This is a genomic window from Actinomyces sp. S4-C9 (genome assembly GCF_000758775.1).
GTDB lineage: Bacteria > Actinomycetota > Actinomycetes > Actinomycetales > Actinomycetaceae > Gleimia > Gleimia europaea.
Genome location: NZ_JRMU01000013.1, coordinates 1 through 26,541, shown reverse-complemented (window position 1 = coordinate 26,541; position 26,541 = coordinate 1). Strand labels below are relative to the sequence as shown.

At 57.3% G+C, this 26,541-nt stretch carries 20 protein-coding genes; 11 read left to right on the top strand and 9 right to left on the bottom strand.

What is annotated here, in order from left to right; translation table 11 throughout:
- Window positions 1-79: 79 nt before the first annotated feature.
- The 5 genes from panD to HMPREF1628_RS06380 form a co-directional block, all read right to left on the bottom strand.
- A complete protein-coding gene (panD, locus tag HMPREF1628_RS06400) occupies window positions 80-526 on the bottom strand; it encodes an aspartate 1-decarboxylase (protein WP_081940714.1) in 447 nt (148 codons plus the stop codon).
- Window positions 519-1,367 (bottom strand): pantoate--beta-alanine ligase, encoded by an 849-nt coding sequence (gene panC / locus HMPREF1628_RS06395; RefSeq protein WP_034509621.1) that lies wholly within the window; start codon window positions 1,365-1,367, stop codon window positions 519-521. Before panC ends, panD begins: the two co-directional genes overlap by 8 nt.
- 83 nt (window positions 1,368-1,450) lie before the next feature.
- Entirely contained in the window at window positions 1,451-2,323 is an 873-nt protein-coding gene (locus HMPREF1628_RS06390; RefSeq protein WP_034509618.1) for a Rossmann-like and DUF2520 domain-containing protein, read from the bottom strand.
- Window positions 2,320-3,969, bottom strand: a complete 1,650-nt coding sequence (locus HMPREF1628_RS06385; RefSeq protein WP_052038950.1) for a PH domain-containing protein — start codon at window positions 3,967-3,969, stop codon at window positions 2,320-2,322. The genes HMPREF1628_RS06390 and HMPREF1628_RS06385 overlap by 4 nt, the downstream gene beginning before the upstream one ends.
- Complete coding sequence (locus HMPREF1628_RS06380) at window positions 3,970-4,542, bottom strand: PH domain-containing protein (protein ID WP_084703288.1); 573 nt, start codon at window positions 4,540-4,542, stop codon at window positions 3,970-3,972.
- Between the two features lie 143 nt (window positions 4,543-4,685).
- On the opposite strand from HMPREF1628_RS06380, the gene HMPREF1628_RS06375 reads away from it, so the two are divergent.
- From HMPREF1628_RS06375 to HMPREF1628_RS06360, 4 genes are all read left to right on the top strand, one after another.
- Window positions 4,686-5,408: a response regulator transcription factor gene (locus tag HMPREF1628_RS06375; RefSeq protein ID WP_034509616.1), complete on the top strand. Its 723-nt coding sequence runs from the start codon at window positions 4,686-4,688 to the stop codon at window positions 5,406-5,408.
- 2 nt (window positions 5,409-5,410) lie between these two features.
- Complete coding sequence (locus HMPREF1628_RS06370) at window positions 5,411-6,910, top strand: sensor histidine kinase (protein WP_034509612.1); 1,500 nt, start codon at window positions 5,411-5,413, stop codon at window positions 6,908-6,910.
- Window positions 6,911-6,982: 72 nt separating this feature from the next.
- The gene (locus HMPREF1628_RS08690) at window positions 6,983-8,182 is read left to right on the top strand and encodes an HD domain-containing protein (RefSeq protein WP_156956913.1); all 1,200 of its coding nucleotides are present in this window, start codon (window positions 6,983-6,985) and stop codon (window positions 8,180-8,182) included.
- Between the two features lie 156 nt (window positions 8,183-8,338).
- Window positions 8,339-8,629 carry a WXG100 family type VII secretion target gene (locus HMPREF1628_RS06360; protein ID WP_034509608.1) on the top strand — a complete coding sequence of 97 codons (291 nt, stop codon included), beginning with the start codon at window positions 8,339-8,341 and terminating at the stop codon, window positions 8,627-8,629.
- Between the two features lie 110 nt (window positions 8,630-8,739).
- Here the strand turns inward: HMPREF1628_RS06360 and groL are convergent, their stop codons facing one another.
- Both groL and HMPREF1628_RS06350 read right to left on the bottom strand, forming a co-directional pair.
- Window positions 8,740-10,359 (bottom strand): chaperonin GroEL, encoded by a 1,620-nt coding sequence (gene groL, locus HMPREF1628_RS06355; protein ID WP_034509604.1) that lies wholly within the window; start codon window positions 10,357-10,359, stop codon window positions 8,740-8,742.
- A 296-nt stretch (window positions 10,360-10,655) separates the two neighbouring features.
- On the bottom strand, window positions 10,656-11,249 hold the full coding sequence (locus tag HMPREF1628_RS06350; RefSeq protein WP_232219404.1) for a LytR C-terminal domain-containing protein: 594 nt from the start codon (window positions 11,247-11,249) through the stop codon (window positions 10,656-10,658).
- Window positions 11,250-11,338: 89 nt separating this feature from the next.
- On the opposite strand from HMPREF1628_RS06350, the gene HMPREF1628_RS06345 reads away from it, so the two are divergent.
- Window positions 11,339-12,022, top strand: a complete 684-nt coding sequence (locus HMPREF1628_RS06345) for a uracil-DNA glycosylase (protein WP_034509601.1) — start codon at window positions 11,339-11,341, stop codon at window positions 12,020-12,022.
- Between the two features lie 189 nt (window positions 12,023-12,211).
- A complete protein-coding gene (locus HMPREF1628_RS06340) occupies window positions 12,212-12,958 on the top strand; it encodes a hypothetical protein (RefSeq protein ID WP_034509596.1) in 747 nt (248 codons plus the stop codon).
- Window positions 12,959-13,106: 148 nt separating this feature from the next.
- Here the strand turns inward: HMPREF1628_RS06340 and HMPREF1628_RS06335 are convergent, their stop codons facing one another.
- Complete coding sequence (locus HMPREF1628_RS06335; protein ID WP_084703286.1) at window positions 13,107-18,440, bottom strand: G5 domain-containing protein; 5,334 nt, start codon at window positions 18,438-18,440, stop codon at window positions 13,107-13,109.
- Between the two features lie 403 nt (window positions 18,441-18,843).
- Between HMPREF1628_RS06335 and HMPREF1628_RS06330 the strand changes: the two genes are divergently transcribed.
- Together HMPREF1628_RS06330 and HMPREF1628_RS06325 are read left to right on the top strand one after the other, a co-directional pair.
- Window positions 18,844-21,435, top strand: coding sequence for an aldehyde dehydrogenase family protein (locus tag HMPREF1628_RS06330; protein WP_052038947.1), 2,592 nt, complete (start codon window positions 18,844-18,846; stop codon window positions 21,433-21,435).
- 100 nt (window positions 21,436-21,535) lie between these two features.
- Complete coding sequence (locus tag HMPREF1628_RS06325) at window positions 21,536-22,219, top strand: M48 family metallopeptidase (RefSeq protein WP_034509653.1); 684 nt, start codon at window positions 21,536-21,538, stop codon at window positions 22,217-22,219.
- A 120-nt stretch (window positions 22,220-22,339) separates the two neighbouring features.
- On the opposite strand, the gene HMPREF1628_RS06320 is transcribed toward HMPREF1628_RS06325, so the two are convergent.
- A complete protein-coding gene (locus HMPREF1628_RS06320; protein ID WP_034509650.1) occupies window positions 22,340-23,086 on the bottom strand; it encodes a GntR family transcriptional regulator in 747 nt (248 codons plus the stop codon).
- Window positions 23,087-23,324: 238 nt separating this feature from the next.
- Here HMPREF1628_RS06320 and iolC point away from each other — a divergent pair, with 238 nt between their 5' ends.
- From iolC to HMPREF1628_RS06305, 3 genes are read left to right on the top strand one after another with little or no spacing between them, the layout of a single operon-like run.
- The gene (iolC, locus tag HMPREF1628_RS06315) at window positions 23,325-24,317 is read left to right on the top strand and encodes a 5-dehydro-2-deoxygluconokinase (protein ID WP_034509590.1); all 993 of its coding nucleotides are present in this window, start codon (window positions 23,325-23,327) and stop codon (window positions 24,315-24,317) included.
- 2 nt (window positions 24,318-24,319) lie between these two features.
- Entirely contained in the window at window positions 24,320-25,207 is an 888-nt protein-coding gene (locus tag HMPREF1628_RS06310) for a Cgl0159 family (beta/alpha)8-fold protein (RefSeq protein WP_052038946.1), read from the top strand.
- Between the two features lie 31 nt (window positions 25,208-25,238).
- On the top strand, window positions 25,239-26,381 hold the full coding sequence (locus HMPREF1628_RS06305) for a zinc-binding dehydrogenase (protein ID WP_034509586.1): 1,143 nt from the start codon (window positions 25,239-25,241) through the stop codon (window positions 26,379-26,381).
- Window positions 26,382-26,541 lie beyond the last annotated feature (160 nt).

Below are 26,541 nucleotides of genomic sequence, written 5' to 3'. Positions count from 1 at the left end.
GCACTCGCGAACGCCCAAGCTAGAAGGGCGTCGAGCGCTACTAGGGTAGACAGCTTATCCGCGTTTCAGAGCCGCCTGGTTAGCCGCGGTTTGGGGCCGCGAGCGGACCTTCACCACCGGAAGCGTTTTCGAGGCCGGTGGGAACGCCCGCCGGGTCTGACCCGAGGTTGATGATCCGGTTGTCTCTGTCGACCAATACAACCTTGCCTTTGAAGCCGCGTGCCATGGATTCGGGCACGGACTGGTAGGCGATGATGATGACGATGTCACCAGGGTCGGTCAGGTGCGCGGCGGCGCCGTTTAGCTGGATGATTCCCGATCCAGCCTCGCCATTAATGGTGTAGGTGGAAAGGCGGTTTCCGTTGGTCACATTCACAATGTCAACGCGTTCGCCTTCAAGTATCCCGGCTGCTTCCAGCAGGGTTTTATCTACGGTGATGGATCCAACGTAGTTGAGGTCCGCGCCGGTCACGGTGGCGCGGTGAATCTTGCCGCTCATTAGCGTGCGGTAGATTTCGTTAGCCATTGGCGGCCTCCCCAATGTTCAAGATAGCGTTGTCAATCAGGCGCGTATTGCCAACGTAGGCGGCGAGGGCCAGCACGGCTTCCCCGGCCTCTACGGATTGGAAGGTGGTTGGCTCAACCAGCTCGACATAGTCGATTTTTACGCCCGCATTTTCGAGGACGCAGCGGGCAGCCTGCTTGATTTGGCTTGCGCTCGCCCTGCTGTTGCTGGCTTGTTTACCGGCTTTGAGGGCGCCGCTGAGGGAAAGCGCTTGCTGGTGCTCTGCGTCGGAGAGGTAGGCATTGCGCGAGGAGAGGGCGAGGCCGTCCTCGCCGCGCACGATGGGCGCACCCACGATTTGGATGGGCATGTCGAGGTCGCGAACCATCTGGCGAATGAGTGCCAGCTGCTGTGCATCCTTTTGGCCGAATACGGCAACATCCGCACCGGTGAGGTTGAACATTTTGTGCACTACCAGCAATACGCCTGCAAAGTGTGTGGGCCGCGTTTTGCCTTCTAGAACCGTTGCGGTGGGTCCCGGGTTGATAGTGACAGAGGCTTCACCTGGATACATTTCGTTAGCGGCTGGCGCAAATACGAGGTCCGCGCCCACTTTCGCAACCGCTTTGAGGTCGGCATTGAGGTCGCGCGGGTACTTGTCGAAGTCTTCACCGGGGGCGAACTGAGTGGGGTTCACAAACACTGTGACCATGACGTGGTCGGCATGCTTCTTGGCCTCTTTAATGAGGCTGAGGTGCCCGTCGTGTAGTGCGCCCATGGTCATGACCAGGCCGAGCCGTCCAGGCAGTTTCGCTAGTGCGGCTCGTAGTTCTTCGCGGGTCTTTACGACTTGTGGTTCCAAGATGCCTCCTTTGCGACTATTGTGCTCCTTTGGGCGCGCTAGGCGCGAATCCGGAGGGCCACTTGTGGCCAACTTGCCACTTTTTATTCTTCACCCAAAGCACGCAAGACGGCCTGCACTTGGTTTTCGCCAAGGAGCAGGTTGTCGCCGGCTAGGTGGGCGGTTGTGCGCGCCATGTTCCGGTAGCTCTCTAGGATCGAGTTCAAACCGGCCTCGGATAATGCCTTCTGGTGATCTTTGAGGGTGCCGGTGTCCGCGCGGCGGACGGGCCCGGTCAGGCCGTGCACGCCTTCGGAAAGGGCGCGGTCCAAAGCGGTGTTTAGGAGCGGGCGAATATAGAGTTCAGGGTTTTCGATGCCGGCGGCTTCAAGGATAGAAAGGGCCTCGTTGACTAGGGTGACGAGGTGGTTAGCGCCGTGAGTAAGACCTGCGTGGTAGAGCGTGCGGTCTTCCTCTTCAACCACGCAAGGCTCCATGCCCATTTCCATCGCGAGGGCGGATGCAATTGGCAGGGCCACCGCAGTTGTGGTGATAGCTGCAGGACACATCTGCAAGCGCTCAACGTCCAAGCTGGTGCCTGTAAACGTCATCGCGGGATGCAGGGCAATGGGCAGGGCCCCAGCGGCTTGCGCGGCTTCGAGCACGTTGATGCCGTGCACGCCGCTCGTGTGCATAACGACTTGGCCGGGGCGGAAGCACCCGAGTATTGCCAGGCCTCGTATGAGAGGCTCGATCTGGTCGTCAGGAATAGCGATGACTACTAGCTCCGCCTGGCACGCTTCATCCGGTTCGATTACGGGAACGCCCAGGATTGCTTCGGCAGCATCATTGCGCTGCGGATTTGAGGAGCGAGTGATACCGATGATTTCATGCCCCACAAGTTGGAGGGCTCGGCCAATCACCGGACCCACTCGGCCCGCGCCAATGATGCCTACGCGAAAGCGCCCCGCTTTCACTGCTGCTCTCCCCCATTTTGCCCGAAGCTACCCGGCTCGCCACCAGCCGCCCTGCTTTCGTAAGCACCGTGAGTCTGACGGGCACCGGGAACGGCTCGCGCGGCCCAGGCTTCCTGGCTCTCCTTTTGGCGGCTGATGGTGGCGCGGCGCGTGATTTCAGCGTAGAGACTGGATGCAAGTGCGGTGTCCAGGTGCTCAATGAATAAACTGGATTCAACCAGGTGAAAGTTAATACCCGCGAGGTCTTTTTTGCGGTCCCACGGGCCTTGGCTGATTAGCGTGGACTGCAGGCGGTCATAGGTCAGAACCGAGAATGACCGGGTTAAGAAACCGTCGCGTAGCAGGATCGCAACATCGGTTAGTTTGATTGAGCGGCGGCGCCAAACCAACGGGTCGAACAGGTGCGAGCGCTGCGGGTTCTGGCTGAATCCGAGCATCTCGCCTTCACCCTCAAGGCCGTACATGATTGTTTCAACCGGGTTAGAAACGCCGAGGTCGGGGTAGACCATCCACAGGGCTTGGAGCATTTCTTCACGCGTGCCTACAGGAAGCAGCAGGTCGTGCTCTACCTTGTCTTGCGCGTTCGCCGCGAAACCGGCCTGCACGATTTTTACTCGGTACCAGCCAAAAAAGCGCCAGAAGAACGGCTGGGAAACCGTCACTGCGTGAATGCGCTGCACCGGAATGGTTTGCGCGCGGGTAGATAGAAGGCCTGAGCGCACACGAATACCATCATGTGTCACAAACGCGGTGAATCCGAAGTTGTTTGCAAACTGGTTGAACGGGTATGCAAACAATGCGAGGCCACCAACAACCGCTGGGATCATTGCGGCGAAGGAGACACCCTCTATCAAAGTTCCTACCAATGAACCCGCAGCGATGGCCAACCCCACGAGAATAGAGAAGATAATCCCCATGTTGAGTGCCAGTGACGCAAGCAGGCGCCCTGCCGGAACCTTGTAGATGACCTGCTCGAGATCGTCCACCGGCGCACCAAGACCGGGAGCCTGACCGATTCCCGCCTGACAATCTTCCAAGGTGGTCGGGGCTACGCCAGCCTCGCCTGCGGGAACACCGCCCGTTGCATCAGCATCTAGCTTCCCTGCTTTGCGTAGTTTCGCAGTGCGCGATTCTGACAGCACCTCGCGGCGAACATCCTCTAACTGCTGCGTTTTAAGTAGCCCCAGCTGGAAGTTAGAATCCGTGCCACCAGCAACCTCAATATCTATACGCCCCAGGCCAAGAATACGGCCAATCAGTGGGTGCGTGATGTTTACAGCATGGATTCGGTCTAGTCGCGCGTGGCGTTGACTGCGAAAGAGGATTCCTTCGCGGTAGTACACGGCGTCGTGAGTTATTGCGAATCCCATTTTGCGCCAGGCAATCCAAGAGTAGATGCCGGCCGCAATGACGATCACGAGGATGCCTGCCGCGATCACGAGGAAGACAACCGCCGGCCCGTAGGTTTCGATCAAACCGAGCGTGGTGAGCTCTTTAAGCACGTCGGCAAACTGGTAAAAGATAAAAGCGAAGAAGGCTGCGAACACGGCCCAGGTTTTCGCTAGGGGCGTGACGGGGTGCAGCGACCTCCACTCGGATTCTGCAACGCCGCTTTCAACGGCAGTTTCTTTGCGTTCCTTTGCCATTTAGAGTCCTGCCAGTTCAGATTCGCCGCGCTCGGCAAGACTCGTGCGCAGGCGCGCTGCTTCTTTTGCGGACAGACCGGTGATAGATGCGTCCGTGGAGGCCGAGGCCGTGTGTAGCTGCACTGTAGCGATGCCGAAGGCGCGCGCGATGGGCCCCTCGGATACGTCTACGTATTGCAGGCGCCCGTAAGGCACAACGGTAAGTTGTTTCCACATGATGCCCGAGCGGATAAGCAGATCAGATTCGGCTTCTGCGTATCCGATGGCGCGCACCTGCCGGGGAACAAGCCACAAAAGCCACGCGAAAAGGGCAACGACGGCCAGAACGTAAAGCCAAATCCACTTAGTTAAAAGAATGGCCATGACAATGCCGGGAATCACCATGATGGCAAACGTAATGAGCAGGCTAACAACCCGCACTTTCACGAGCGCGGGCGAAACACCGTAGAACTGCACGTCTGCGGGCAAGAAAGGACTGTCACCAACCACCTCGGTGTTACCACTGAGGGTTTTGGGAGGTTGGAAGGGGAACACTCCCTGAGGTAGTTGCCCTGTATTTTGCGCTTCGCTCATCTGTTTCACCTGTCTGTGCCGTGCAGCGTTTTCAGGTTCAAGGTTACAGGTTCTGGCATTTTGGTTGCTACATGGCTACGCTCGCGGGGCTTTTTACATGTGCTGTTCAGATATTCTTAAGGCAACAGGTATGTGATGGAGAAATGGGTTTGAAGATGAGTGTGGATGACACGGGCGCAGAAGCGCGTCTGCTGGTGGTTGATGACGAGCCAAATATTCTTGATCTGTTGGCGTCATCGTTGCGGTTTGCCGGTTTTGAGGTGCTCACAGCCTCAGATGGAAAGTCCGCATTCCATTTGGCCACTACGGAAAATCCCGATCTGATCGTGCTTGACGTGATGCTTCCAGATATGAATGGTTTTACGGTGACGAGGCGTCTTCGCGAGTCTGGTTCACGCACTCCCGTGCTGTTCTTGACGGCTCGTGATCAGATGGATGACAAGATCGAGGGCCTCACGGTTGGCGGCGATGATTATGTGACGAAGCCGTTTGGTCTTGAGGAGGTTGTGGCTCGTATCCGCGCAATCTTGCGCAGGACGAAGGCGGACGATGACGATAACGTGCTTCGAATTGCGGACCTGGAGCTGGATGAGGGCGCACACGAGGTGCGGCGCGCAGGTCAAGAGATTGACCTATCTCCCACCGAGTTCAAGCTTTTGCGCTATCTGATGATCAATGAGGGCCGCGTGGTGTCAAAAATGCAGATTTTGGATCACGTGTGGGAGTACGACTGGGATGGCGAAGCCGCAATTGTGGAATCTTATATTTCGTACCTGCGCCGCAAGCTTGCCGTTCTGGGTAGTTCTGGCGATTTAATCCACACGCGCCGGGGCGTTGGGTACATGTTGAGGCCTGAGAACGCCTAATTATGAGGTCGTACGAATCACGTAGGACCCTGCGGGAGGTTTGGTTCTCGGCAACCCTAAGAGCAAGACTCGTAATCTTGTTCACCTCGCTACTCACTGTTGCCCTCACGATTGCGGGAGCCGTGATGGTTGGCATCGTGCAGGCGCATTTGGTGAACCAGGTGGACCGCGAGCTGGAGAGCACGGGTAAGCAGCTGGCCGTCTCTACGGTTCGTTCGGTGATTGCCAGCGTGCCGGCCGATGTGCCTTCGAACTATTACATTCGGTTTACGTCAACCGATGGGGTAAGTCAGGTGGCTATTGCTACCGATACGTCGCAGCGCTACGGAATGCCAAATCCAGGGACGCTTTTGGCGCTTGATTCGGTTGTGCCGCCTAACGCGGTGACTAAGCCGGTGAATGTGCCCTCTTCGAAGCGTGATTCGTATTGGCGTGCGGTTGCCGTGCCCGTGTCGGTTGGCGATAAGCCTTACGGCGTGGTCACTGTTGCGCTCCCCCTTGCTAATACAACCGAGACGATTCTGAACTCGGCCCAGTACTTTTCTCTACTTGGCCTGCTGATCGTGGTGGTGGGCGCGATGGCCTCGTACTATTTGATTCGCAGGTCTTTGTTCCCGCTTCGCCGCATCGAGTACGTGGCCGGTCAGATCGCTGAGGGCGATTTGACTCAACGTGTTGCCCCCGAGCCGGAATCGACAGAGGTTGGGTCGCTAGCGAAGAGTTTGAACGTGATGCTTGCGCAGATTGAGAATTCGTTTGCCCAGCAACAGCGTTCAGAAGAGCGCATGCGTCGCTTCGTTTCAGATGCGTCCCACGAGCTGCGCACTCCCCTCTCTGCGCTACGCGGTTATGGCGAACTCTACCGCATGGGAGGCGTGCCAGATGAGCGCGTCCCAGAGGTCATGCAGCGCATCGAGAACGAGTCGGTCCGCATGGGCAAGCTGGTTGAAGACCTGTTGACCCTGGCCCGGTTGGATGAGGTGCCGGAGATTCACCCGGAGCCGGTTGACCTCGTAAAACTGGCTCACGACTCGCTGTTTGATGTGCGCGCCTTGGACGCGTCGCGCGTTGTGAGCGTGATTAGCATAAACGAGGGCGAGCCTGCTCCTACCAGTCTCATTATTGAGGCTGACAAGGACCAGATCACGCAGGTATTCACCAACCTGATTGGCAACATCATTCGGTACACGCCTAAGGGTTCTCCGGTAGAGATTGCGATTGGCCAGCAAGAAGGCCATGCGATCGTGGAGGTTCGTGACCACGGGCCGGGCATTTCGGCTCCTGACCGTGACCGCGTGTTCGAGCGTTTCTTCCGCACGGATGTGTCCCGCTCGCGCGCTTCGGGTGGTTCTGGCCTCGGTCTATCCATTATTGCTTCGATTCTGGCTTTGCATTCGGGGCAGGCAACGCTCGATAAGACTGAAGGTGGAGGTTTAACGGTTCGTCTGGTGCTTCCTTTGAAGCAAGAGAAGACGGCTTCGTCTACCACAAAACCGCAGTAGCAGCGCACGAAGACGAGTGATTCTTCGAGGGGCTTCTTTGCCTATGTCTCGCGATGGACTTAGCATAGGTCTGTGGCTGAAATAGGTCAGGAGTTGCCTGCGAGCGCACCGGTTCCACCGTGGCTTCCACGCACGTTTGTGAGCGCGGTGCTCGCGTGCGGCGTTGAGCCTTCGCAGCAGGTGATCGATGAAGAGGTGCACGGTCTGCTCGCAGTTTGGCAGGCCGCGGATCGCCCGTATCACAATGTTGCCTATCTGAGCCGCGTGATTGCCGCGTTTGATCAGTTAGCGGCCGCCGCTCACACCCCGGAGTTGCTACAGATTGCGGCTTGGTATGCGGGTTTAGTCCCGCCCGAAGTCGTCAAGTGCGACACTGCGGATTCTGCTGAGTTTAAGGCGTCATGTTCGCACCGGATCTCGGATTCTTTGACGCGGCTTGGATTCTCGCCTGCAGTTTGTAAGCGAGTTTGTGAGCTGATCCGCGTGGTGGTTACCCACCGCGCGCCCGCTGAGGACGTGGATGCGACGACCTTGCTAGATGCGACGCAACGCGACTTGTCTGCAACGCCGCAAGAATACAAGCAGTATCGCGGCCTGCTTCGCCAGGAGTTCCCTAACTTATCGGACCTGCAGTTTTGGAATGCAAGGCGCCGCTTTGTGAGCTCTATGCTTTCTCGCCCGCAGATTTATCTCTCACCGGGAGGAGCAGCGTGGGAGGTTTCTGCGCGGCAAAATCTTGAGGCTGAGCTGGCTAATCTTGACACGCTGATCGCTCAGGCTGATCCAGGTGCGTGTTTTGAGGATGAACCTGAGCAGAAGTTTGACCCGCTCACTACGACCTCCACGATGATTATTAAGAAGATCGGGGCGAAGAATGACCCGATCATTATGCGCAAAGACGATTTTGAGGAAGAGATCAGCGCGGAGCATCCCGAAGCTACTCCCCCGGTGGAAGATGCACCGGAGCCTGAACAAGACGATGCATCGTCTCTAGAAGATGACGGGGCTTCGTCCTTGGAGGATGAACCGGATGTAATTGCCCGTCCCGTGCAACGCAGTGTACGCAGGCTGTCTGCAAAAGAGCTGGCTCGCCTTGCACGCACGCGGGCCGAGCAAGTCCACGAGGACGCGTTCACCGCTGGGGATGCCAGCCGCTTGCGCGAGCGGCTCGACAAGACCGTTGCGGACGGGGGTAAGCTCCGCGAGCGCATTCAGGAAAAACGCGAGGACATAAGCAGGCTTCGCCAGCGGCTTTCGGATCGAGACCAGTAGCCCGTATCTGCCACGCGCCCAGTTCCTTCCACGCAGTTTCTTCCACACCCCGGCCTGGCCTTCGCCTGCCCACACCCAAAGCGGCACGCCGCACATGCCTTTCCAGCGCCCTGCGACGATGGCGTTGCATGGCCGGCTGATAAGAAAGGAATGGCGATGACGGTTTTTCATGTGGATCCGGCGCAGGTGGCGCAGGCTTCGGCAATGGTGCGTGCAAGCGCAGAGACGATCCGCGCTCAGGTGCAGGCAATGATGGGGCATTTGGATGCGCTGCAGGGGTCTTGGTCTGGCGCGGCGTCAGCCCAGTTTGAGGCGGCGGCGCAAAGTTGGCGTTCAACGCAGGTGATTGTTGAGCAGTCTCTGGATGAGATCGGGGTTCAACTTGCCGCAGCAGCAAGCACGTATTCAGATGCCGAGGCCGGCGCGGCCGCCCTATTCGCAAGGTAGATAAACGAAACCCACCCGGATTCGCAACGGCCCTGCTTTGAGGCAAAGAATACGGGTGGGTATGACTGTGGGCGCGGGAAACCCGCGCCCACAGCTCGCCTATTGCTGGTTTAGTACATGCCAGCCATTTCGTCGGCACCCGGAGCGGCCGGTGCCGGCGGCTCGGGCTTGTCAGCCACGATTGCCTCGGTGGTGAGGAACATGCCGGCGATGGATGCCGCGTTCTGCAGTGCAGAGCGGGTTACCTTTACCGGGTCGGCGATGCCGGCCTTGAGCATGTCTTCGTATTCACCGGTTGCAGCGTTGAGGCCTTCACCTGCGGGCAGGTGCTTGACCTTGTCTACAACTACGCCGCCTTCTAGGCCTGCGTTTACCGAGATCTGCTTGAGCGGCGCTTCAACCGCTACGCGAACGATGTTCGCGCCGGTGAGCTCATCGCCTTCGAGGTCAAGATCGGCAAGCTTCTGAGCGGCCTGAATGAGGGCCACGCCACCACCGGCGACGATGCCTTCTTCTGCAGCCGCCTTCGCGTTGCGCACAGCATCCTCAATGCGGTGCTTACGCTCCTTCAGCTCAACCTCGGTTGCAGCACCGGACTTGATGACGGCTACACCACCAGCGAGCTTGGCAAGGCGCTCGTTGAGCTTCTCCTTGTCGTACTCGGAGTCCGAGTTCTTGATCTCAGCGCGAATCTGCGCAACGCGGCCGTCAATGGCCTCCTTGGTGCCTGCGCCCTCAACGATCGTGGTTTCATCCTTGGTGACAACGATCTTGCGAGCCTGGCCCAAGACGTCAAGGTCAGCGGTTTCAAGCGAAAGACCTACGGTTTCCGAAATGACCTGCCCGCCGGTCAGGATAGCCATATCCTGCAGCATGGCCTTACGACGGTCACCAAAGCCCGGGGCCTTAACAGCAACGGACTTGAACAGACCGCGGATCTTGTTCACAACGAGGGTTGCAAGCGCCTCGCCCTCAACGTCGTCAGCAATGATCAGTAGCGGCTTGCCCGCCTGCATGACTTTCTCCAGTAGCGGGAGCAGATCCTTAACGTTAGAGATCTTGCCTTCAACGAGCAGAACGTAGGCGTCCTCGAACACGGCTTCCTGACGCTCCGCGTCGGTTACGAAGTACGGGGAGAGGAAGCCCTTTTCGAAGCGCATGCCCTCGGTGGTTTCGAGGGTGGTTTCGAACGAGTTGGTCTCTTCAACCGTGATAACGCCTTCACGGCCAACCTTGTCCATGGCCTGCGCAATAAGGCGGCCAATCTCAGCGTCGTTTGCCGAGATGGATGCGGTTGCTGCGATCTGGTCTACGGTTTCGATTTCCTTCGCGTCGGCGTGGAGGTTCTCCACTACCTTCGCAACGGCGGTGTCGATGCCGCGCTTAAGCGCGATCGGGTTTGCACCTGCGGCAACGTTGCGCAGGCCTTCACCTACGAGTGCCTGGGCCAAAACGGTTGCGGTGGTGGTGCCGTCACCCGCGACGTCGTCGGTCTTCTTTGCAACTTCCTTGACGAGCTCGGCGCCGATCTTTTCGAGCGGATCCTCTAGCTCAACTTCCTTTGCAACAGAAACACCGTCCTTCGTGATGGTGGGGGCGCCCCACTTCTTATCGAGGACGACGTTACGGCCCTTGGGGCCTAGCGTTACCTTTACGGTGTCGGCGAGGGTGTTGAGCCCGCGCTCCATGGCGCGGCGTGCTTCCTCGTCGAACGCAATCAACTTGGACATGTTTTTCCTCCGCTGTAGCGGTTGTTGGCTACGAGGTGCCCGCGACGGACGGCCAGCCGGGTTTGCGTTTCTGTCTCGCAAATGGTGGCCTCACCCGGTAACCCTTGCTTTATCACTCAACACTTGTGAGTGCTAATAAGTATTTTGGCACTCTAACGAGCAGAGTGCAAGACGAGTCAGCTAATAGCTCAAAAAGTTGAGGCGACCAGACTCAAGTCTGGCCGCCTTTGCGAGTTTGCATTTTGGACTCCCGCGTCACGCAGGCCTCGCGCAACGCGGGGAGTTATGGAAAGTTTTTAGTAGTCGCCCTTTAGAACTACCACGTAATCAGAGTTACCCAGATCCGTGCTGTTCTCAGAGAGGTTGCTAATGCCGAGGACTTCACCAATCGCTTCAGCTCCCGCGCGCGTTCCGGGCGCGTAGTAGATGGTGGTGGATTCAGTGAGCCAGCCCGAAGCGTTGGAAGCACTCACGTACTGGTATCCGTCCGCCTGCAGTTTGCCGACGGCCTCGGCAGCTAGACCATTGATCCGCGTGCCGTTGAGGATTTGAATGGCGACGTCTTTAGAGACGGCAGGTTCGGTCTCGGTGGGCTCTTCCGTTGGCTTTTGCGTGGTAGCTTCCGTGGTGGCCTCGGCATTGGTGGGCGCTTCCGTGGTTTCGGTGGGCGCCTGCGTTGCGACTGTGGTCGACTGCATTTCAGCCGTTTGATTGTCGCTGCGACTGGTGATGAATGACACCGCGCCCCATGCGAGCACGGGGACGATGATTAGAACGAGCAGGAAGGGCAGCACGGTTTTCCAGCGAGATGGCTTCTCGCGAAACAGGCCCACGGGGCCTTCGGCGCCTGCCTGGTCGAATTCGTCTTCAGGATATTGATGCAAACTCACGGTTTTAGCGTACCGGTTTTCTACTTTCATCTGCTCATCCACGCCGATATTGGCTGATTGGGTGCGGCGTTGCCGCGTAGGATGAGGGCGTGACTGCTTTGCCTTTATCCGATTTGATTGACGAGGGGTGGGCCCAGGCTTTGGGCCCACTGGAGCCGGAGATTCACCGGCTTGGCAACATGCTGCGTGAGGAGAACCGCCTGGGTAACGGCTACCTGCCGGCAGGCACGGACGTGTTGCGAGCGTTCACGTACCCGTTTGAGGACGTGAAGGTGCTCATTATTGGACAGGACCCCTACCCCACGCCAGGGCATGCAATGGGTCTGTCGTTTTCGGTGCGCCCGGGAGTGGCTCCGCCGCGCTCGTTGGTAAATATTTTCAACGAGTTGCATGAGGATTTGGGTATGCCGGTGCCAACGTCGGGAGATTTAACCCCGTGGGCGCGCGAAGGTGTGTGTTTGATGAATCGCGTACTCACAGTGCGTCCGGGCGCCCCAGGTTCACACAGGGGCCGGGGCTGGGAAGCCGTAACCGAGGCTGCCATCCGCGCCCTAGTAGCTCGCGACCTGCCATTGGTGGCTATTTTGTGGGGACGCGATGCGAGGTCGGTAAAGCCCCTGCTGGGGAACACGCCGGTGATTGAATCTGCACATCCCTCTCCCCTGTCAGCCCGCCGAGGTTTCTTCGGGTCCAGACCATTTTCGCGGGCGAATGAGCAGCTGATCCAAATGGGCGCTACGCCTGTGAACTGGGATTTGACGGCAGGGGCTTAGGTAAACATTTCGCTAACGGGCACGCAACGAGGTGCGAATTTTTCGTGCTTAATGCAGTTTTGGCGACCTCAAGGTGCCTGCAACGGGCATTCACGTAAGGATAGCGTTACCTGGTTTTCTGGAAGCTACAGTAGGCTTCAAGCAGAGAACCGAAAAATGTTGAACCGATCTCGAAGATAGGAGCCAGAAATGACTCGTTCAACCGGTAGACGCACGCTTTTGAAGACCTCTGTAACCGTCGGAGTTGCAGCACTTGCCCTATCAGCGTGTGGCGGCGGGAGCACAGATGCGCAGCCTTCCCAGGTGCCCTCCACGCAGGCGGCTACAACCGAAACATCGGCAACCGCCCAGCCGCAAGGCGCCAAGAGTGAGGCGGAGTATACGGCAGCTCTAACCGGCCTCACTTATCATGGGGAGCCGCTGGAGCTAGGGACTCGTGAACAGCTGGAAGAGAACTGGTCTGGCGAAATGCTTGCCGCTAACCAGGAGGGTGTTGTTTACGAGCCCTCCAAATGTGGGGATCTGTTTAAGGCCAACATGGGGCGTTTGGACGCGTTGACGGCTGATGCTTCAAAGGCAGTGTTTGCGCATGGCTACATTGAGAACCTCAATATGACCGCGCAGATATGGCCGGGCGGTGCCAGCAAGGTTGATCTGGAGGAGAGCCGGGAGTTAGTAAAAAACTGTCCGTCAATGACGATGGCGGATGAGAAAACGAATCTTGGTATCTCGCTCGCATCATTCCCGATGGATGTTCCTGGCGTGGACACTCATGGGGAGATCATGACGATGGTGACATCAGCTGGTACAGCAATGCTTTACACGGCTTATGCCACGCATGGTGATGATGTGATTTTGGTTGGCTCGGGTATTCGTTCTACGGACATGAGTGAGCTGGAAGCCATGGTCAAGCAGATTACGGAGAACCTGCAGTAGCTTGGTTATCTTCTCGCTACTAGGCATGAGCTCGGCCGCGGAAAGGATCGAACGCAATAAATAAATATGGCGGGAATACGGGTTTTGTATTCCCGCCATATTTATTTTGAGTTAGCGGTTATTGCCCGAAGGCTTCGCTATTGCTCGTTTAGCGCTGGGAGTTGCGCCTGCGCATCGCGGTGAGGCCTGCGCCTGCCAGTAGCAACGCCGCGGCTACTGCTAGCGAGCCCTCGACGCTAACACCGGTGCGGGCCAGTGATGAACCGCTCTGAGCGCCCGACTTAGCAGACTTGCTGGGGTCAGTTTCAGCGCCCGGAGTGCTCGGCTCATCGCTTGACGTAGTGCCCGGCGTTGTCTCGCCTGGCTGCGTCGGATCCGTTGGATCAGACGGGTTAGCTGGATCCGTTGGATCGGTCGGATCGGTCGGATCGGTAGGATCCGTTGGATCCGTCGGGTCCGTCGGGTCAGACGGGTTAGCTGGATCCGTTGGATCGGTCGGATCGGTCGGATCGGTCGGATCGGTAGGATCGGTAGGATCCGTTGGTTCGGTGGGATCCGTTGGATCCGTCGGGTCCGTCGGGTCAGACGGGTTAGCTGGATCTGTTGGGTCCGTCGGATCTGTGGGGTCCGTCGGCTCACCCGGCTGCGTCGGATCCGTCAGATCAGTGGGGTCCGTTGGCTCGGTCGGCTCGGTCGGCTCAGTAGATTCCGTCGGATCCTCGCAGTTGCACTTGGCACCTACGCGTAGCTTGCGCGGCTGCGGTTCCTTGACAACCTTCTCGGATGTTTCCGGATCGCCGATCGGCTCGCCATTCTCGAGCTTCCAGGTCTTGGTGATTTCCTTCTCGCCGAATACACCGGCCTGGTCCTCAACAATCTTGCCAACTTCGAGGTTCGGATCGAACTCAATCTCAGTGTTATACGGAGTTTTCTCCGTGTGCTTGTCCGTCAATGTTGTCTGAGTCTTGGCAGGGCCAACTTCGACGATGTGCTTAACCGGATCGCTGATCTTCTTGAAGGAATTCTCCTTGGAGACCTCCCCGTTCTCAACATTCACCGCGACGGTGTGCTTGATCTCGCCCTGCTTGCCCTCCTGAATAACCTTGGTTTCACCCGGCTGGAGATCTGGGTTGACTCGAACCTCAATCTCAAACGGGGTCTTCTCCGTCCATTCAATGGTGGTGGAGGCAGGCTCACCCTTAGTGCCAACCTTAACGATCTTCTTGACCGGCTCGCTCACGCGCTCGGTTTCGGTTTTGGTGTCCACAACCTTCGAGTTTTCAATGGTCTGGGTTGTGGTTACCTTGTCCTTACCGAGCTTGCCTTCCTGAACAGTTTCCTGTTTGCCAGCTTCGAGGTTCTCGTCGAACTGAATCTCGGTTTCGAACGGCACGTCCACCTCGTACTCGGTGATGTTGGTACCCGTGGTTTTGATGCCAACGCGGATGATCTGCTTGACAGGCTCCTTAGTGCGCTCAGTAGACGCCTCCGGATCACCAGCAGGCTTACCATCAACAATCTTCTGTGTCGAAGTCACCATCTCAACACCAGTCTCACCCTGCTGATCAACAACCTGCTCACCAGCAGCAAGCGAATCATCAAACACAATCTCGGTTTCGAAAGGCACCGGCTTTTCAACCTTAGTCACCACAGTAGAGTCCTCAGCATGAGGACCGTACTCGATGATCTCGTTAACCGGATCCTTAGTCACCTTCTCCTCAGGCGTAACCGTGGCTTGCTCACCCGTAGCGGTGAAATCAGCCGTAAAGGTCTTCTCACCAGACACACCCTTTTGGACAACCCTAATCTCACCCGGCTTCAACTCCGAGTTAGGACGGGTTTCAACCTCAAACGGAACCTGCGCAGTCCACGTAACCTTCTCAGACGCCTCAGACGGCTTAGTACCAACCTTGACCACCTGATCCACAGGCTCCTCAGCTATCTCCTCGGAGATCTTTGGACCACCGGGCTGCGAGTTGACGATTTCACGTTCGATCGTCACTTGCTTCTTACCCGGCTTACCCTCGGTAACCGTCTCAGAGGTACCCGCAGGCATGTTCGGATCAAACTCGATCTTTACGCCGAATGGAACTTCAGACTCAACCGTTTCGGTGTTGGTACCAGTAGTCTTAGTACCGATGCGGATCTTAGCCTTCTGCGGGGCCATGGTCTGCTCGACGGTGATGCTTGGCTCGCCGTCCGGCTTGCCATCCTTGATCTTCTGGGTGGCAGTGATGACCTCTTCGCCCGGCGCACCCTCTTGCTCGACAACTTGCTTGCCCGACTCGAGGGTATCGTCGTAGACGTACTCGATCTCGAACGGGACCTCTTGGGTCTTCTTGCTGGTCAGTTCCTGATCTGCAATGCCCGGGCCGATCTCAATAATGCGAGGCTTCGGTTCCTTAGTGGTCTCCTCCTGGGCAACCTTAGCCTCGGAGCCCTTCGCAGTGAACTTAGCGGTGTACGTCTTCTCGCCGTTTTCACCTTCTTGAACAACCCTAGTTTCCCCAGGCTTCAAGTTCGGGTTCTCCCTAACCTCAGTCGGGTACGGGATCGGAACCGACCAGGTGACTTCCTGAGAACTTTCGGCAGGCTTCGCGCCAACAAGAACAACCTCAGTGACAGGCTCATCGGTACGTTCCCAAACGCCGTCCTTGTTCATCTTTTCCTTACCCGGCACGCCCTTGGTTTCAACCTTGTACTCGCCGGCAGGGATGGTGTCGTCGTACTTGTACTCGACATGGAACGGAACTTCGCGGGTGGGAACATCCACAACCGTCACCACGGCGGTAGCCGTATCGCTAGAGCCGTCCTCGTACGTAACCTTGACAGGAATTTCTACGTGATCCCCAGGCTTTGCGTCTGCCGGGGCAGTTGCAGTGATGCCACCGTTATCGTCGATGGTGACAGTCCAACCTTCAGGCACGTTAACCAGCGTGTAGGGATTTTCCTTTGCAACGTTGATGCTATTCGGCTTTTCGAGAGTTACCGGCAACGTTGCGCTGCCACCCGGGTACACCGTTTCTTGTGGATACGAAGGTTCCGCTTCCCATTTGTTAGACAGGCTCACCACGGTGGTAACTGGCACCTCCGGGGTGGAACCATCCGGGGATTCCACACTGACACTGACAGTCTTCTTATCTCCCGGCTTTGCATTTGCAGGCGGAGTGGCGCTGACAACACCAGTATCTGGGTTGATCGTGTACTTCCAGCCGTCCTCAGTAGTCTGTTCAAGCACCGGCTGGTCATCCTTTTTGCCAAAGGAGAACTTGGAGCCCTTCGGGGCATCCTTTACCTGGTGATTCACAGCCTGGTTCGGGGCGGTGGATTCCACGGAGTAGGTTGGCACCTCGTCACCCTTGATGACGAACACCGTGCCGGTGGCTTTCTGCGGTTTAGCCCCGGACTCATAGTGGGCAACAACGGGGATATCCAGCTGATCGCCCGGCTGCGCGCCCTGCGGGACCTTCGTGGTCAACTCGCCGGTCTTCTCGTCGATCATGACGGTCCAGTCGTCCTTCATCAATGTGGTCCCGCCATCCTCAAACGTGTAGCGGTTTGGAGCTTCGTCACTTTCTTTATCGCTCAGGCCCTTTTCCGGCAAAGTGGGCTTCAAGCTGGCTGTTTCGCCAGGCTTCTTAACCTCGGTGCCGTAAGTGGGCACCTTAATCTCGTTGATAACCTGGAACTGAACCTCCACCTCGTCGGTGGTCTGATCCGGGTAGGTGGCAGTCACCTTCGGGGAGATTACCGTGCCCAGTGGGACCGATTCATCTGCCGTGGCAGTTACCTTGCCGTCCTTACCGACGGTGACGGTCCAACCCGCGGGAACAGTGGACTCGTCTATCTCGTACTTCGCCGGAGCAACCGGTTCGTAGCCCTTCATAATGGACTTCGTACCGATGCTGGCACTCACAGGCACGTTTGGCCTGGCCTTGGCGATGCCAGGTTTAACCAGGTCCGTGACCTGAGTGTTGTTCGGATCAATAACAACCAGGAGGTCCAGCTCGTCCTTCGAACCGTTCGAGTACTCTACAATGACCTTCGGCCGCGCAAACGTGCCGGGCTTCGGGTTTTCTGGAGCGGTCACGGTGACGTTGTAGTCACCGTCCATCTCAACGGTCCACCCCTCGTAGACGTACTTGTCGTCCAGAGTGACACGAGCTTCAAAACCGCCTTCAGCGTTCTTCTGCTCAAGGTCTGTAATCAGATCCGGAACCTGTTTGAAGGCCACCTTCTGCGGTTCAGTAGCCAGCGGACCCGTCGAGCTATCAACACCCGAAACGATCACAGATTCGCGCTTATCATAATTCGGATCGTGATACTGCGTATCATCCAGCGAAAAAGTTTTTGACTCAATCACGTTTGGAGTGTTGTAACGAGGCAGAGAATTAGAGCTATCGAAAGCGTTGCCGTATTTGGTTTCAGCGGCCGCCTGAAGCTGCTCAACGGTACGCGGTAGCGCAAGGACGGAGAAGTTTACGTTCTTGTCAGCTGCGAGGTCCGTGCCACGGTACTCCGGCCATGTAAAATAGATATCTCCATCTCCAGCAATACGAAGAAGTTTCTTACCGCCAGATGCTTGCGTGTCCGTAGTGCCAATGAACTTGCCGTTGCCGTCATAGGCCTCCACTACCATACGGGACAGGGAATCGTCCGTTCCCTCACCCTGTACAGCTGGGACGTTGATCTTACCGACTTTGGTTTCTTCACCAGGAACAATCACATGCTGGCTGAAGCCCTCCCACGACACCGTGATCGGATTACATTCGATGTTCTCACTCGGCCACGGATTCACGACAGCTGTGAAACCCACGTTGGTTCCCGTAGTGGCATACCGCGGGCCCTCTGGGTTGTCCGTTTTATATTTGCCCTTCCAAGCGTAACGCACAGGGTTGTCGGCAGTCGCTTCCGCGTACTGCCTGACCTTCTCTCCAGTCAGGTTCGCCATTAGGTTAAGGTTTAGTTGACGCCCGGCCGCAGTAATCTCAATATTTTCATCGGCCTTGTGCGTGACCTTCCCTGCACCATCGTAAAGGGCATCGCCAATGTCCATGGAATGCACAGATCCCACATTCAAAACCGCGCCGAGCGGGCCTGAATTGCTGATGCCCCAATCGGCGAACGTGCGGTCCTTCGAATTATCAAAGGCGAACTCCACGCCCCAGGCTTTCTTGTCATTGGCATGTATGCTCGGCTCCAGATTGCTCCAGGTGAAACCCGCCTGGCTACCAGGCGAGCTGCTGAAGACCTCACACGAGCCTGCCGGCAGGTCCGAGGTCATCTGGTCGCCCCGCTCAATCACGCCCTTACCGTCAGCACCACGCAACCCGCCCGTTAATGTTGCGGCTGCGACAGGTGGCGCAGACGTCAAGCCGGGAACAAACCCGAGCATGCTACCCATTAGGGCCACAACTGATAGCGTGACCAAAGAAAAACGCAAAGAATGTTTCTTCGCAACAGCGGTTTGCGGCATACGCATTATATGTCCTTGTCAAAGTGGTTCCCGGCGTCACCGGCATCCCAAATGGTGTTAAAGGAAGCCAAGTTACCTAGCGGCTGTAGAACTCCCCCGCAAACTTCAGCTTCAAGATTTTACTCACTTTGGGCGCACGTCCACTCTAACACGGGAAGGCCCTAATGCGTATATGATCTCCGGCACCCTGTAAGACTCAAGGCCCCTTAAATGGCGCCAGAAAGCTCCACAGCAATCGCAGATCCAGCACGACGCTAACACTCCCACTGTCTGCACAATATCGCAGAGATGGTGCACGGTTTTTCACGTGTTCTCTATTTCATATCAGAATCAAGAAAACTCTAGACCTTCACTCACGTCGAGATTACCGTATTTTTAAGCCTCCTTTAGTTGAATTGGAGAACGAGCGATGACGTCAATCTCTGAAACCATTAATCCCCTCGTTGAAAAGGCCCTCAACGCCCTAGACGAGTTTAAGACCTTCGACCAAGCCAGCGTGGATCTCATCGTCGAAGCCGCTGCCAAAGCTTCGCGCGACGCCCACGCCACCCTCGCCGAAATGGCCGTTGAAGAAACTCAGCGCGGCAACTTCGAAGACAAGACCGTCAAGAACATTTTTGCCGCAGAGCACGTGACCGCCTATATGCGCGACCTCAAAACCGTGGGGGTCATATCGCAAAACCAGTTCACCGGAATCACCGAAATTGCGGAACCGGTCGGTGTGGTTGCCGGCATCACGCCCGTCACCAACCCCACCTCCACCACTATCTTCAAATCCCTCATGTGCCTTAAAACGCGCAACCCCATCATCTTCGCGTTCCACCCTGGCGCCCAACAGTGCTCCGCCCAAGCCGCCCGCATCGTCTACAACGCCGCGGTAAACGCCGGGGCTCCCCAAGGCTGTATTCAATGGGTTGAAACCCCGTCCATGGAAGCAACCAACGCCCTCATGAATCACCAAGGCGTGTCCGTCATCCTCGCCACCGGCGGCAATGCGATGGTGCGCTCCGCATACTCATGTGGCAAACCCGCCCTTGGCGTTGGCGCCGGTAATGCCCCCGCCTATATACACTCATCAGCTAACCTCAACCGCGCCGTTTACGACGTGGTTGCTTCCAAAGCCTTCGACAACGGCATGATCTGTGCATCCGAGCAGGCCGTCATACTAGATGAAGCCATCAAAGCCGACGCCATCAAACAATTTCATGCCCTTGGCTGCCACATCGCCACCGAAGCCGAAAAAGCGAAGCTTGAAAAACTGCTCTTTGGTGCCACGGCCTTCACCGACGCCTGCCAAACCGCCAGGCTCAACCCCAAGATCGTTGGCCAATCCGCCCACGACATTGCCCACCAAGCAGGGTTTGAAGTGCCCGAAGGCACGCAAGCAATCCTCGCGCAATGCACAGAAGTGTCCTACTCAGAGCCCCTAACTCGCGAGAAGCTAAGCCCCGTACTTGCCGTAATTACCGCTAAAGACGCCAACCAAGGCATTGAACTGGCCGCCCAAATGGTAGAACAAGACGGCCTTGGCCACACCGCCGCAATCCACTGCCGCAACCAAGACGTCATCGCCAAGTTTGGGAACCGTGTACGCGCCGTCCGGCTAGTTGAAAACGCACCAACCTCACAAGGCGCAATCGGCGGCCTATTCAACAGCTTCATCCCATCACTCACGCTCGGCTGCGGATCATACGGACACAACTCCGTATCAAACAACGTCAGCGCCGTGAACCTCATCAACATCAAACGACTCGGGCGGAGGAACACCGTGATCAGCCCCTTCCAAGTTCCATCAAAAATATTCCAAGGCCCAGGCGCCATTCGTCAGCTCGCCACGCTCCAAGACCTAGGCAAAATCACGATCTTCACCGACAAGGCCACTTTGAACTCCGGGGCAGTTGCCAACCTACTCGCGCTACTACACACACGCGACGAAGCCAGCTCTATCCAAATCATCGACGACATCCCGCGCACCCTCACCGTTGATTTTCTGCGCGAAGCCACCACCGAAACCGCAGGATTTGGCGCAGACACGCTACTAGCATTTGGCACAACCGCAACGATTAATGCCGCGAAGTTTGTGCGCGCAGGCCTTGCAATCCCCCAAGCAGAAATGGCCGACATTTGCGCCGGCCGCATCGCCCTCCCCCCGCGCATCCTACAGCCGCGCCTAATCTGCGCGCCCACAACCTCTGGCGGACAAGCCGCGCTCTCGGCGAAAGCCTCGATGATCGACGCCGAAACCGGCCTTGAACGCCTGATCTCATCAGCCGCCTACCTACCCTGCATCTCGTTCATGGACCCGCAACTGGCGCAATGGAAGCCAGACCTGCTTGCAGCCCGCGGATTCGAAACCATCGCACAAGCCACCGAAGCGCTCTTCTCAATCCACGCCACGGACTACACCGACGCGCTTGCACTGCACGGCCTTGAACTCGCATTCACAAACCTACCCCGCGCCGTCGACGAGGCCGACCACAGCGCCGCACACGAAAGCAGCCGCGACAAGGTGGTTTCTGCTGGATCTCTAACCTCCACAGCCCTTGGCAACACCAGCCTGGGACTAGCCGACGCCATCGCGCGCGCCTTCGCCCAATACTCCAACACCCCGCGCCAAGACCTGCTACCCGCAGTCCTTCCCAACGTGGTTCGATTCAACGGCTCGCAGCCACACAAACTCGTGGCCTGGCCCAACTATGAGACATTCCAAATGCCGCAACGGTGCGAAGAGATCACGCGATACCTCGACATCAAAGTCGGTAGCGAAGGAGCGGTGGAAGCCTACGCCACCGCCCTCGAAAACCTACGCGACCAAGTTGGGCTCACTTCCCTACTGCGCAACATGAACATGCCCGAATCCACTTTCAACCACAAACGCGCAGAGATCGCATCGCTCGCATTCGACTATCAGTCACACTCAGGCAACCCCCAAACCGCGCGTCTTGAAGACATCAAGGAACTACTAACCGCCTGCTTCCGCGGCCAAAAATGGAGTCGCTAAACTAAAGTCCTGTTACCGCCCGAAGCGAAACAGGAGAACTTCCATGACCGGCCGATCCCCGCGCCCGCGCAAACGGATACGGCGCGCACAGCCCCGAGTTGTGAGCACCGAAACGCTTGAGGTCGCGGGGATCACCATTACTGTTCTACGCAAAACCGACCTGAAAAATATGTATCTGCGGGTTAAGCCGCCGCTTGGCAACGTGGTTATCACCGCGCCGCGCGACGTGCCCCAGCGGGCGCTACACGACTTCGCATTGGCTCACCTGGACACCATCGAGAGCGGCCGCGAGCGCATTGAACGGCAAGCGCGTAACGCCCCGTCCTACGCCACCGGAGAGACCCACTACCTGTGGGGGCGCCCCCTCACTCTTGAAGTGCGCGACGCCGCCCACACGAGCGTACACGTGGATGGCACTCGTTTGATCATGGCTCTGCCCGCCGGCTCTACGCAGCAAGAACGGGAGGGCGTTTTAACCGAGTGGTACCGCGAACAACTCAAACTGGCCCTACCCGCAGCCATTAGACGGTGCGAGGCCAACACCGGACTGGCCGCCAATGAGTATCGAGTCAAGAAAATGCGGACCCGTTGGGGCACCTGCAATCCGCATGCAAAGCGAATCTGGCTGAGCATCAATCTGGCGAAGAAACCCGAGCAGTGCTTGGATTACGTGCTCACCCACGAACTCGTGCACCTGGTTGAACGCGGACACACCCCGCGCTTTCACGCCCTCGTTGCCCGCTACTTCCCCGGTCATGAAGAAGCGGAACGACTGCTTAAATAAGGACTCCTTATATAAGGACGCATTAAACCAAACACGCCGCCCCTTTTAGCAACGACTCTGGTGGCCTCCAGGATCAATTTGCCTACGCAAATTCGCTACATATAAAAGGTACGCCCTGCGTTAATCGGCAAAGAACTTCGTTTCAAACGAATACCTGGACGCCCTATAGATATGGGTACCGTAGTCGATTACCCTTCCCTTACCGTCATACGCGATACGCGTAGCCGTAAGTAGGGCAGCGCCGCGCTTCTCCCCCAACGCGTCGGCTTCCATAAGCGTCGCATTACGCGCTCCGATAACTTGAGTCGCATACGACGGCACAACGCCATTGGTGCGAAGACAATTGTAAAGGCCGTTCTCCTCCAACTCTTCGCGGGTAGGAGCAATATCGCTTGGGATCAAGTTAGACATGAGCGCAATCGGATCCCCATCAGCCAAACGCAAACGCTGAACAAAAGTAACGGGAGCGCCAGACTCGATCTCTAAACGCTGCGCTTCATCCTCCGTGGCCCGATGAGTGTTATAAGCCAACACCCGAGTCTCAACCTCAAACCCGGCCTGCTCAAGGTCCGTCAGCAAACTCGACAGTTGCATGGGCCGGCGAACATGCGGCGAAGTGACAACCGTACCCGCTCCCCTGCGCCTCTTCACCAATCCTCGATCAGCCAAAGACTGCAAAGCCTGACGAGCCGTTGGGCGCGAAACATCCAAGCGCTTCGCCATCGACACCTCGTTTTCAAGACGAGTGCCCGGCGCAATCTCACCACTCATAATCATTGCCGCCAAACCATCAGAGATCTGCACGTGGAGCGGCACGTCACTGTCATGCACAACCTGAATGTCCGGACTAAAAGGAGCGTTGGACATCATGAAATCCTAAATACTAAAACGGAGGCCTAAAAGTACTTTCAGGAAGATTATATAAATCGTACACGGCTTTTATAATCAACGGGCCGGTAACACGAACATTAAAACACAAGCAATCTTTGTCATGACAAATCCTTGATGTTTGTCACGCTCATGGACTATCGTTATAAGCAAGAGCTAACAAAAGAACATCGAAGTTCACAAACAGAATTGCTCTTTTCTGGCTTAGGAGAAAACATTGGCACCCACAAATTCAATCCCCGCGCTAGACGTACTAACAATAGGGCGTTGCGGCATTGACGTGTACCCCTTGCAGACCGGAGTTGGCCTAGAAGCAGTTGAAACCTTCGGCAAATTCCTCGGCGGCAGCCCAACCAACGTCGCAGTAGCTGCCGCGCGTTACCGCCACCGCTCCGCAGTTATCACCGGCGTTGGCAACGACCCGTTTGGGCGCTTCGTATGTACCGAGATGCGTCGCCTGGGCGTCTACGACAACTATGTCGTGACAAAGTCTGCTTTCAACACCCCCGTCACGTTCTGCGAGATCTTCCCGCCGGATGACTTTCCGCTCTACTTCTACCGTGAGCCATCCGCACCTGACCTTGAACTCACTCTTCAGGACATTCCCACCGACGCCGTGCGAGATGCAAAAATCTTCTGGATCACCGCAACCGGCCTCTCCAAACAGCCATCACGCGATGCGCACCACGCGGCGCTCGACGCCCGCCGTAAGAGCGGCCCGACCATCATCGACCTCGACTACCGAGCAGACTTCTGGGAATCTGAAGAAGAAGCACATCAGCACGTAAGCGAAGCCCTCTCTAAGGTGACCATCGCAATTGGCAACAAGGAAGAATGTCGTATCGCAGTTGGCGAAACCGAGCCTGACCGCGCCGCGGACGCCCTACTCGATGCCGGCGTAGAACTCGCCATCGTCAAACAAGGCCCCTACGGCACGCTTGCAAAGACCCGGGATGAGCGCATCGAAATGCCCGTCACCCCCACTCACACATTCAACGGCCTCGGCGCCGGCGACGCCTTCGGTGGCGCGGTTTGCCACGGTCTACTATCGGGATGGTCGCTCAAGAAGATCATTTACGCCGCTTCCACAGCCGGCGCTATCGTTGCTTCCCGCCTCGAATGCTCCACGGCAATGCCAACCGAGCCGGAGCTACTAGCCACCATGAGAATGCACAAGAACAACATCGTCCCAGAGCTAGAAGACTTCTAATCATGTCAAAGACTCCCCTAATCGACACCGTCACCAACATCCGCGTGAATGAACCCGAGCGCGTCCAAAGCGCCCTTACCGATAGGCCTCGCGGACAACAGCCAAACGGCGACAAGCCGCTAATGATCATCGCGTGCGACCACGCGGCCCGAGGAGCCCTCGCAGCCGGTGGTAATCCCATGGCTATGGGATCTCGCGAAGAACTACTACGCCGCTGCGTTGAAGCACTAACGCGGCCCGGCGTGGACGGGTTCCTTGGCACCGCAGACCTGATCGAAGACCTCGCGTTGCTAGGCGCTCTGGACAATAAGCTCGTCTACGGCTCCATGAACCGAGGCGGCCTAGCCGGAGCAACATTCGAAATGGATGACCGCTTCACCGGCTACACCCCGCACGGCATCGCCTCTGCCGGCCTTGACGGCGGCAAAATGCTACTGCGTATCAACTACGAAGACGCCGGAAGCGTGCAGACCCTAGAAAACTGCGCTCAGGCCGTTGAACAACTTGCCGAGCAAAAAGTTATGGCCATGGTTGAGCCCTTCATTTCCGAACGCAAAAATGGGCGTATCGTAAATGACCTCAGCCCCGAGGCCGTTATCAAATCGATGGCAATCGCTTCTGGCCTTGCCTCCACCAGCGCCTACACGTGGCTCAAACTACCCGTGATTGAAGACATGGAACGAGTCATGGAAGCATCCACCCTTCCCGCCCTCATCCTGGGCGGCGAGGTACGAAAAGATGCTGAGGCCGCAATGGAAGGCTGGGGCAAAGCCCTAGAACTTCCAAACGTTAAGGGACTAGTCATTGGCCGCTCCCTACTATTCCCACCCGACGACGACGTCGCGGCAGCCGTCGACGCCACCGTGCAAATCTTGAACAACACCATTTAAAAGCACCCGCTTTTCCACGAGAGGTATCAACATGACAACCCAAACCCCACAAATTCCCGAAACCATGCGTGCCGCGGTACTACGCGACACCGAGGTTGGCCTACAGGTAGAAACCATCCGCACCCCGCGCCCGCGCGCCGGCGAAGTTCTGGTGAAAGTTGCGGCCTGCGGCATGTGCCACTCTGACCTGCACGTGATCGGAGGCGCAATCGCCTTCCCCCTCCCCGCAGTACTCGGCCACGAAATCGCCGGCACCATCGTTGAACTTGGCCCCGGCGTTGAGCACACCGGCCTTAAAGTCGGACAAAACGTTGCCGGCGGATTCCTAATGCCGTGTGGCCAATGCGAGGCGTGTTCCTCTGGACGCGACGAACTTTGCGCGCCATTCTTTGAACTGAACCGTTTGAAAGGTGTGCTCTACGACGGCGAAACCCGCCTGTCCACCCTCGAAGGCGAGCCCGTCTACATGTACTCCATGGGCGGCCTGGCAGAATACGCAGTTGTCCCCGCAACCGCAGTAGCCCCCACGCCGGACAACATCGACCTCGTCCCCGCCTCCATCCTGGGCTGTGCAGCCCTGACCGGCTACGGCGCAGTCCGACGTGGCGCAGACCTCCACTACGGCGAAACCGTAGCGGTTGTGGCCGCTGGCGGCGTTGGCACTAACATCGTGCAAATCGCTAGCGCATTCGGCGCAAAGCAAGTAATCGCCATCGACGTATCCGACGAAAAGCTAGCGCCTATGAAGGGTTACGGAGCTACCGCAACGATCAACTCCGCCAAGACCGATGCACGCGAAGAAGTGCTACGTCTTACCGGCGGCAAGGGCGTTGACGTATCATTCGAAGCTCTTGGCATTCCCGCAACCTGGACCACCGCACTCGACGTCCTTGCAGACGGCGGCCGCATGGTGCCCATCGGCTTGGGCGCTGGCGTGCAGACCGCAGGAGTGGAGATTAACCGCACGGTACGACGCTCCCAATCCATCCTCGGCTCCTACGGCGCACGCACCCGCCAAGACCTACCCGCAGTGGTCGATCTGGCCTCTGAAGGCGTCATTAACTACAAGGAGATCGTCTCTAAGCACTTCTCACTTGAACAAGCTGACGAAGGCTACAAGGCGCTGCGCGACCAAAAGATCCAAGGCCGCGCAGTTGTAGACATGAGCCTCTAGCTTCTCCACGCTCAATCACAGATTCGCTCCTCGTGGGTGGGCCACATAAGCCCAGCTCCGGGGAGCTTTTCTGTACCTCGACTCCATCTCCCAGGAGATCAACGAACTAGTTTCAGCCCATACAAAAAAGGGGCTTGTGGAGGATGGTCGGACCTCCACA

Bases quoted from the DNA above. Each gene is read 5' to 3' on its own strand.
- panD (WP_081940714.1), bottom strand. From the start codon at position 526: ATGGCTAACGAAATCTACCGCACGCTAATGAGCGGCAAGATTCACCGC.
- HMPREF1628_RS06385 (WP_052038950.1), bottom strand. From the start codon at position 3,969: ATGGCAAAGGAACGCAAAGAAACTGCCGTTGAAAGCGGCGTTGCAGAA.
- HMPREF1628_RS06380 (WP_084703288.1), bottom strand. From the start codon at position 4,542: ATGAGCGAAGCGCAAAATACAGGGCAACTACCTCAGGGAGTGTTCCCC.
- HMPREF1628_RS06375 (WP_034509616.1), top strand. From the start codon at position 4,686: ATGGGTTTGAAGATGAGTGTGGATGACACGGGCGCAGAAGCGCGTCTG.
- HMPREF1628_RS06370 (WP_034509612.1), top strand. From the start codon at position 5,411: ATGAGGTCGTACGAATCACGTAGGACCCTGCGGGAGGTTTGGTTCTCG.
- HMPREF1628_RS06360 (WP_034509608.1), top strand. From the start codon at position 8,339: ATGACGGTTTTTCATGTGGATCCGGCGCAGGTGGCGCAGGCTTCGGCA.
- groL (WP_034509604.1), bottom strand. From the start codon at position 10,359: ATGTCCAAGTTGATTGCGTTCGACGAGGAAGCACGCCGCGCCATGGAG.
- HMPREF1628_RS06340 (WP_034509596.1), top strand. From the start codon at position 12,212: ATGACTCGTTCAACCGGTAGACGCACGCTTTTGAAGACCTCTGTAACC.
- HMPREF1628_RS06335 (WP_084703286.1), bottom strand. From the start codon at position 18,440: ATGCGTATGCCGCAAACCGCTGTTGCGAAGAAACATTCTTTGCGTTTT.
- HMPREF1628_RS06330 (WP_052038947.1), top strand. From the start codon at position 18,844: ATGACGTCAATCTCTGAAACCATTAATCCCCTCGTTGAAAAGGCCCTC.
- HMPREF1628_RS06320 (WP_034509650.1), bottom strand. From the start codon at position 23,086: ATGTCCAACGCTCCTTTTAGTCCGGACATTCAGGTTGTGCATGACAGT.
- HMPREF1628_RS06310 (WP_052038946.1), top strand. From the start codon at position 24,320: ATGTCAAAGACTCCCCTAATCGACACCGTCACCAACATCCGCGTGAAT.
- HMPREF1628_RS06305 (WP_034509586.1), top strand. From the start codon at position 25,239: ATGACAACCCAAACCCCACAAATTCCCGAAACCATGCGTGCCGCGGTA.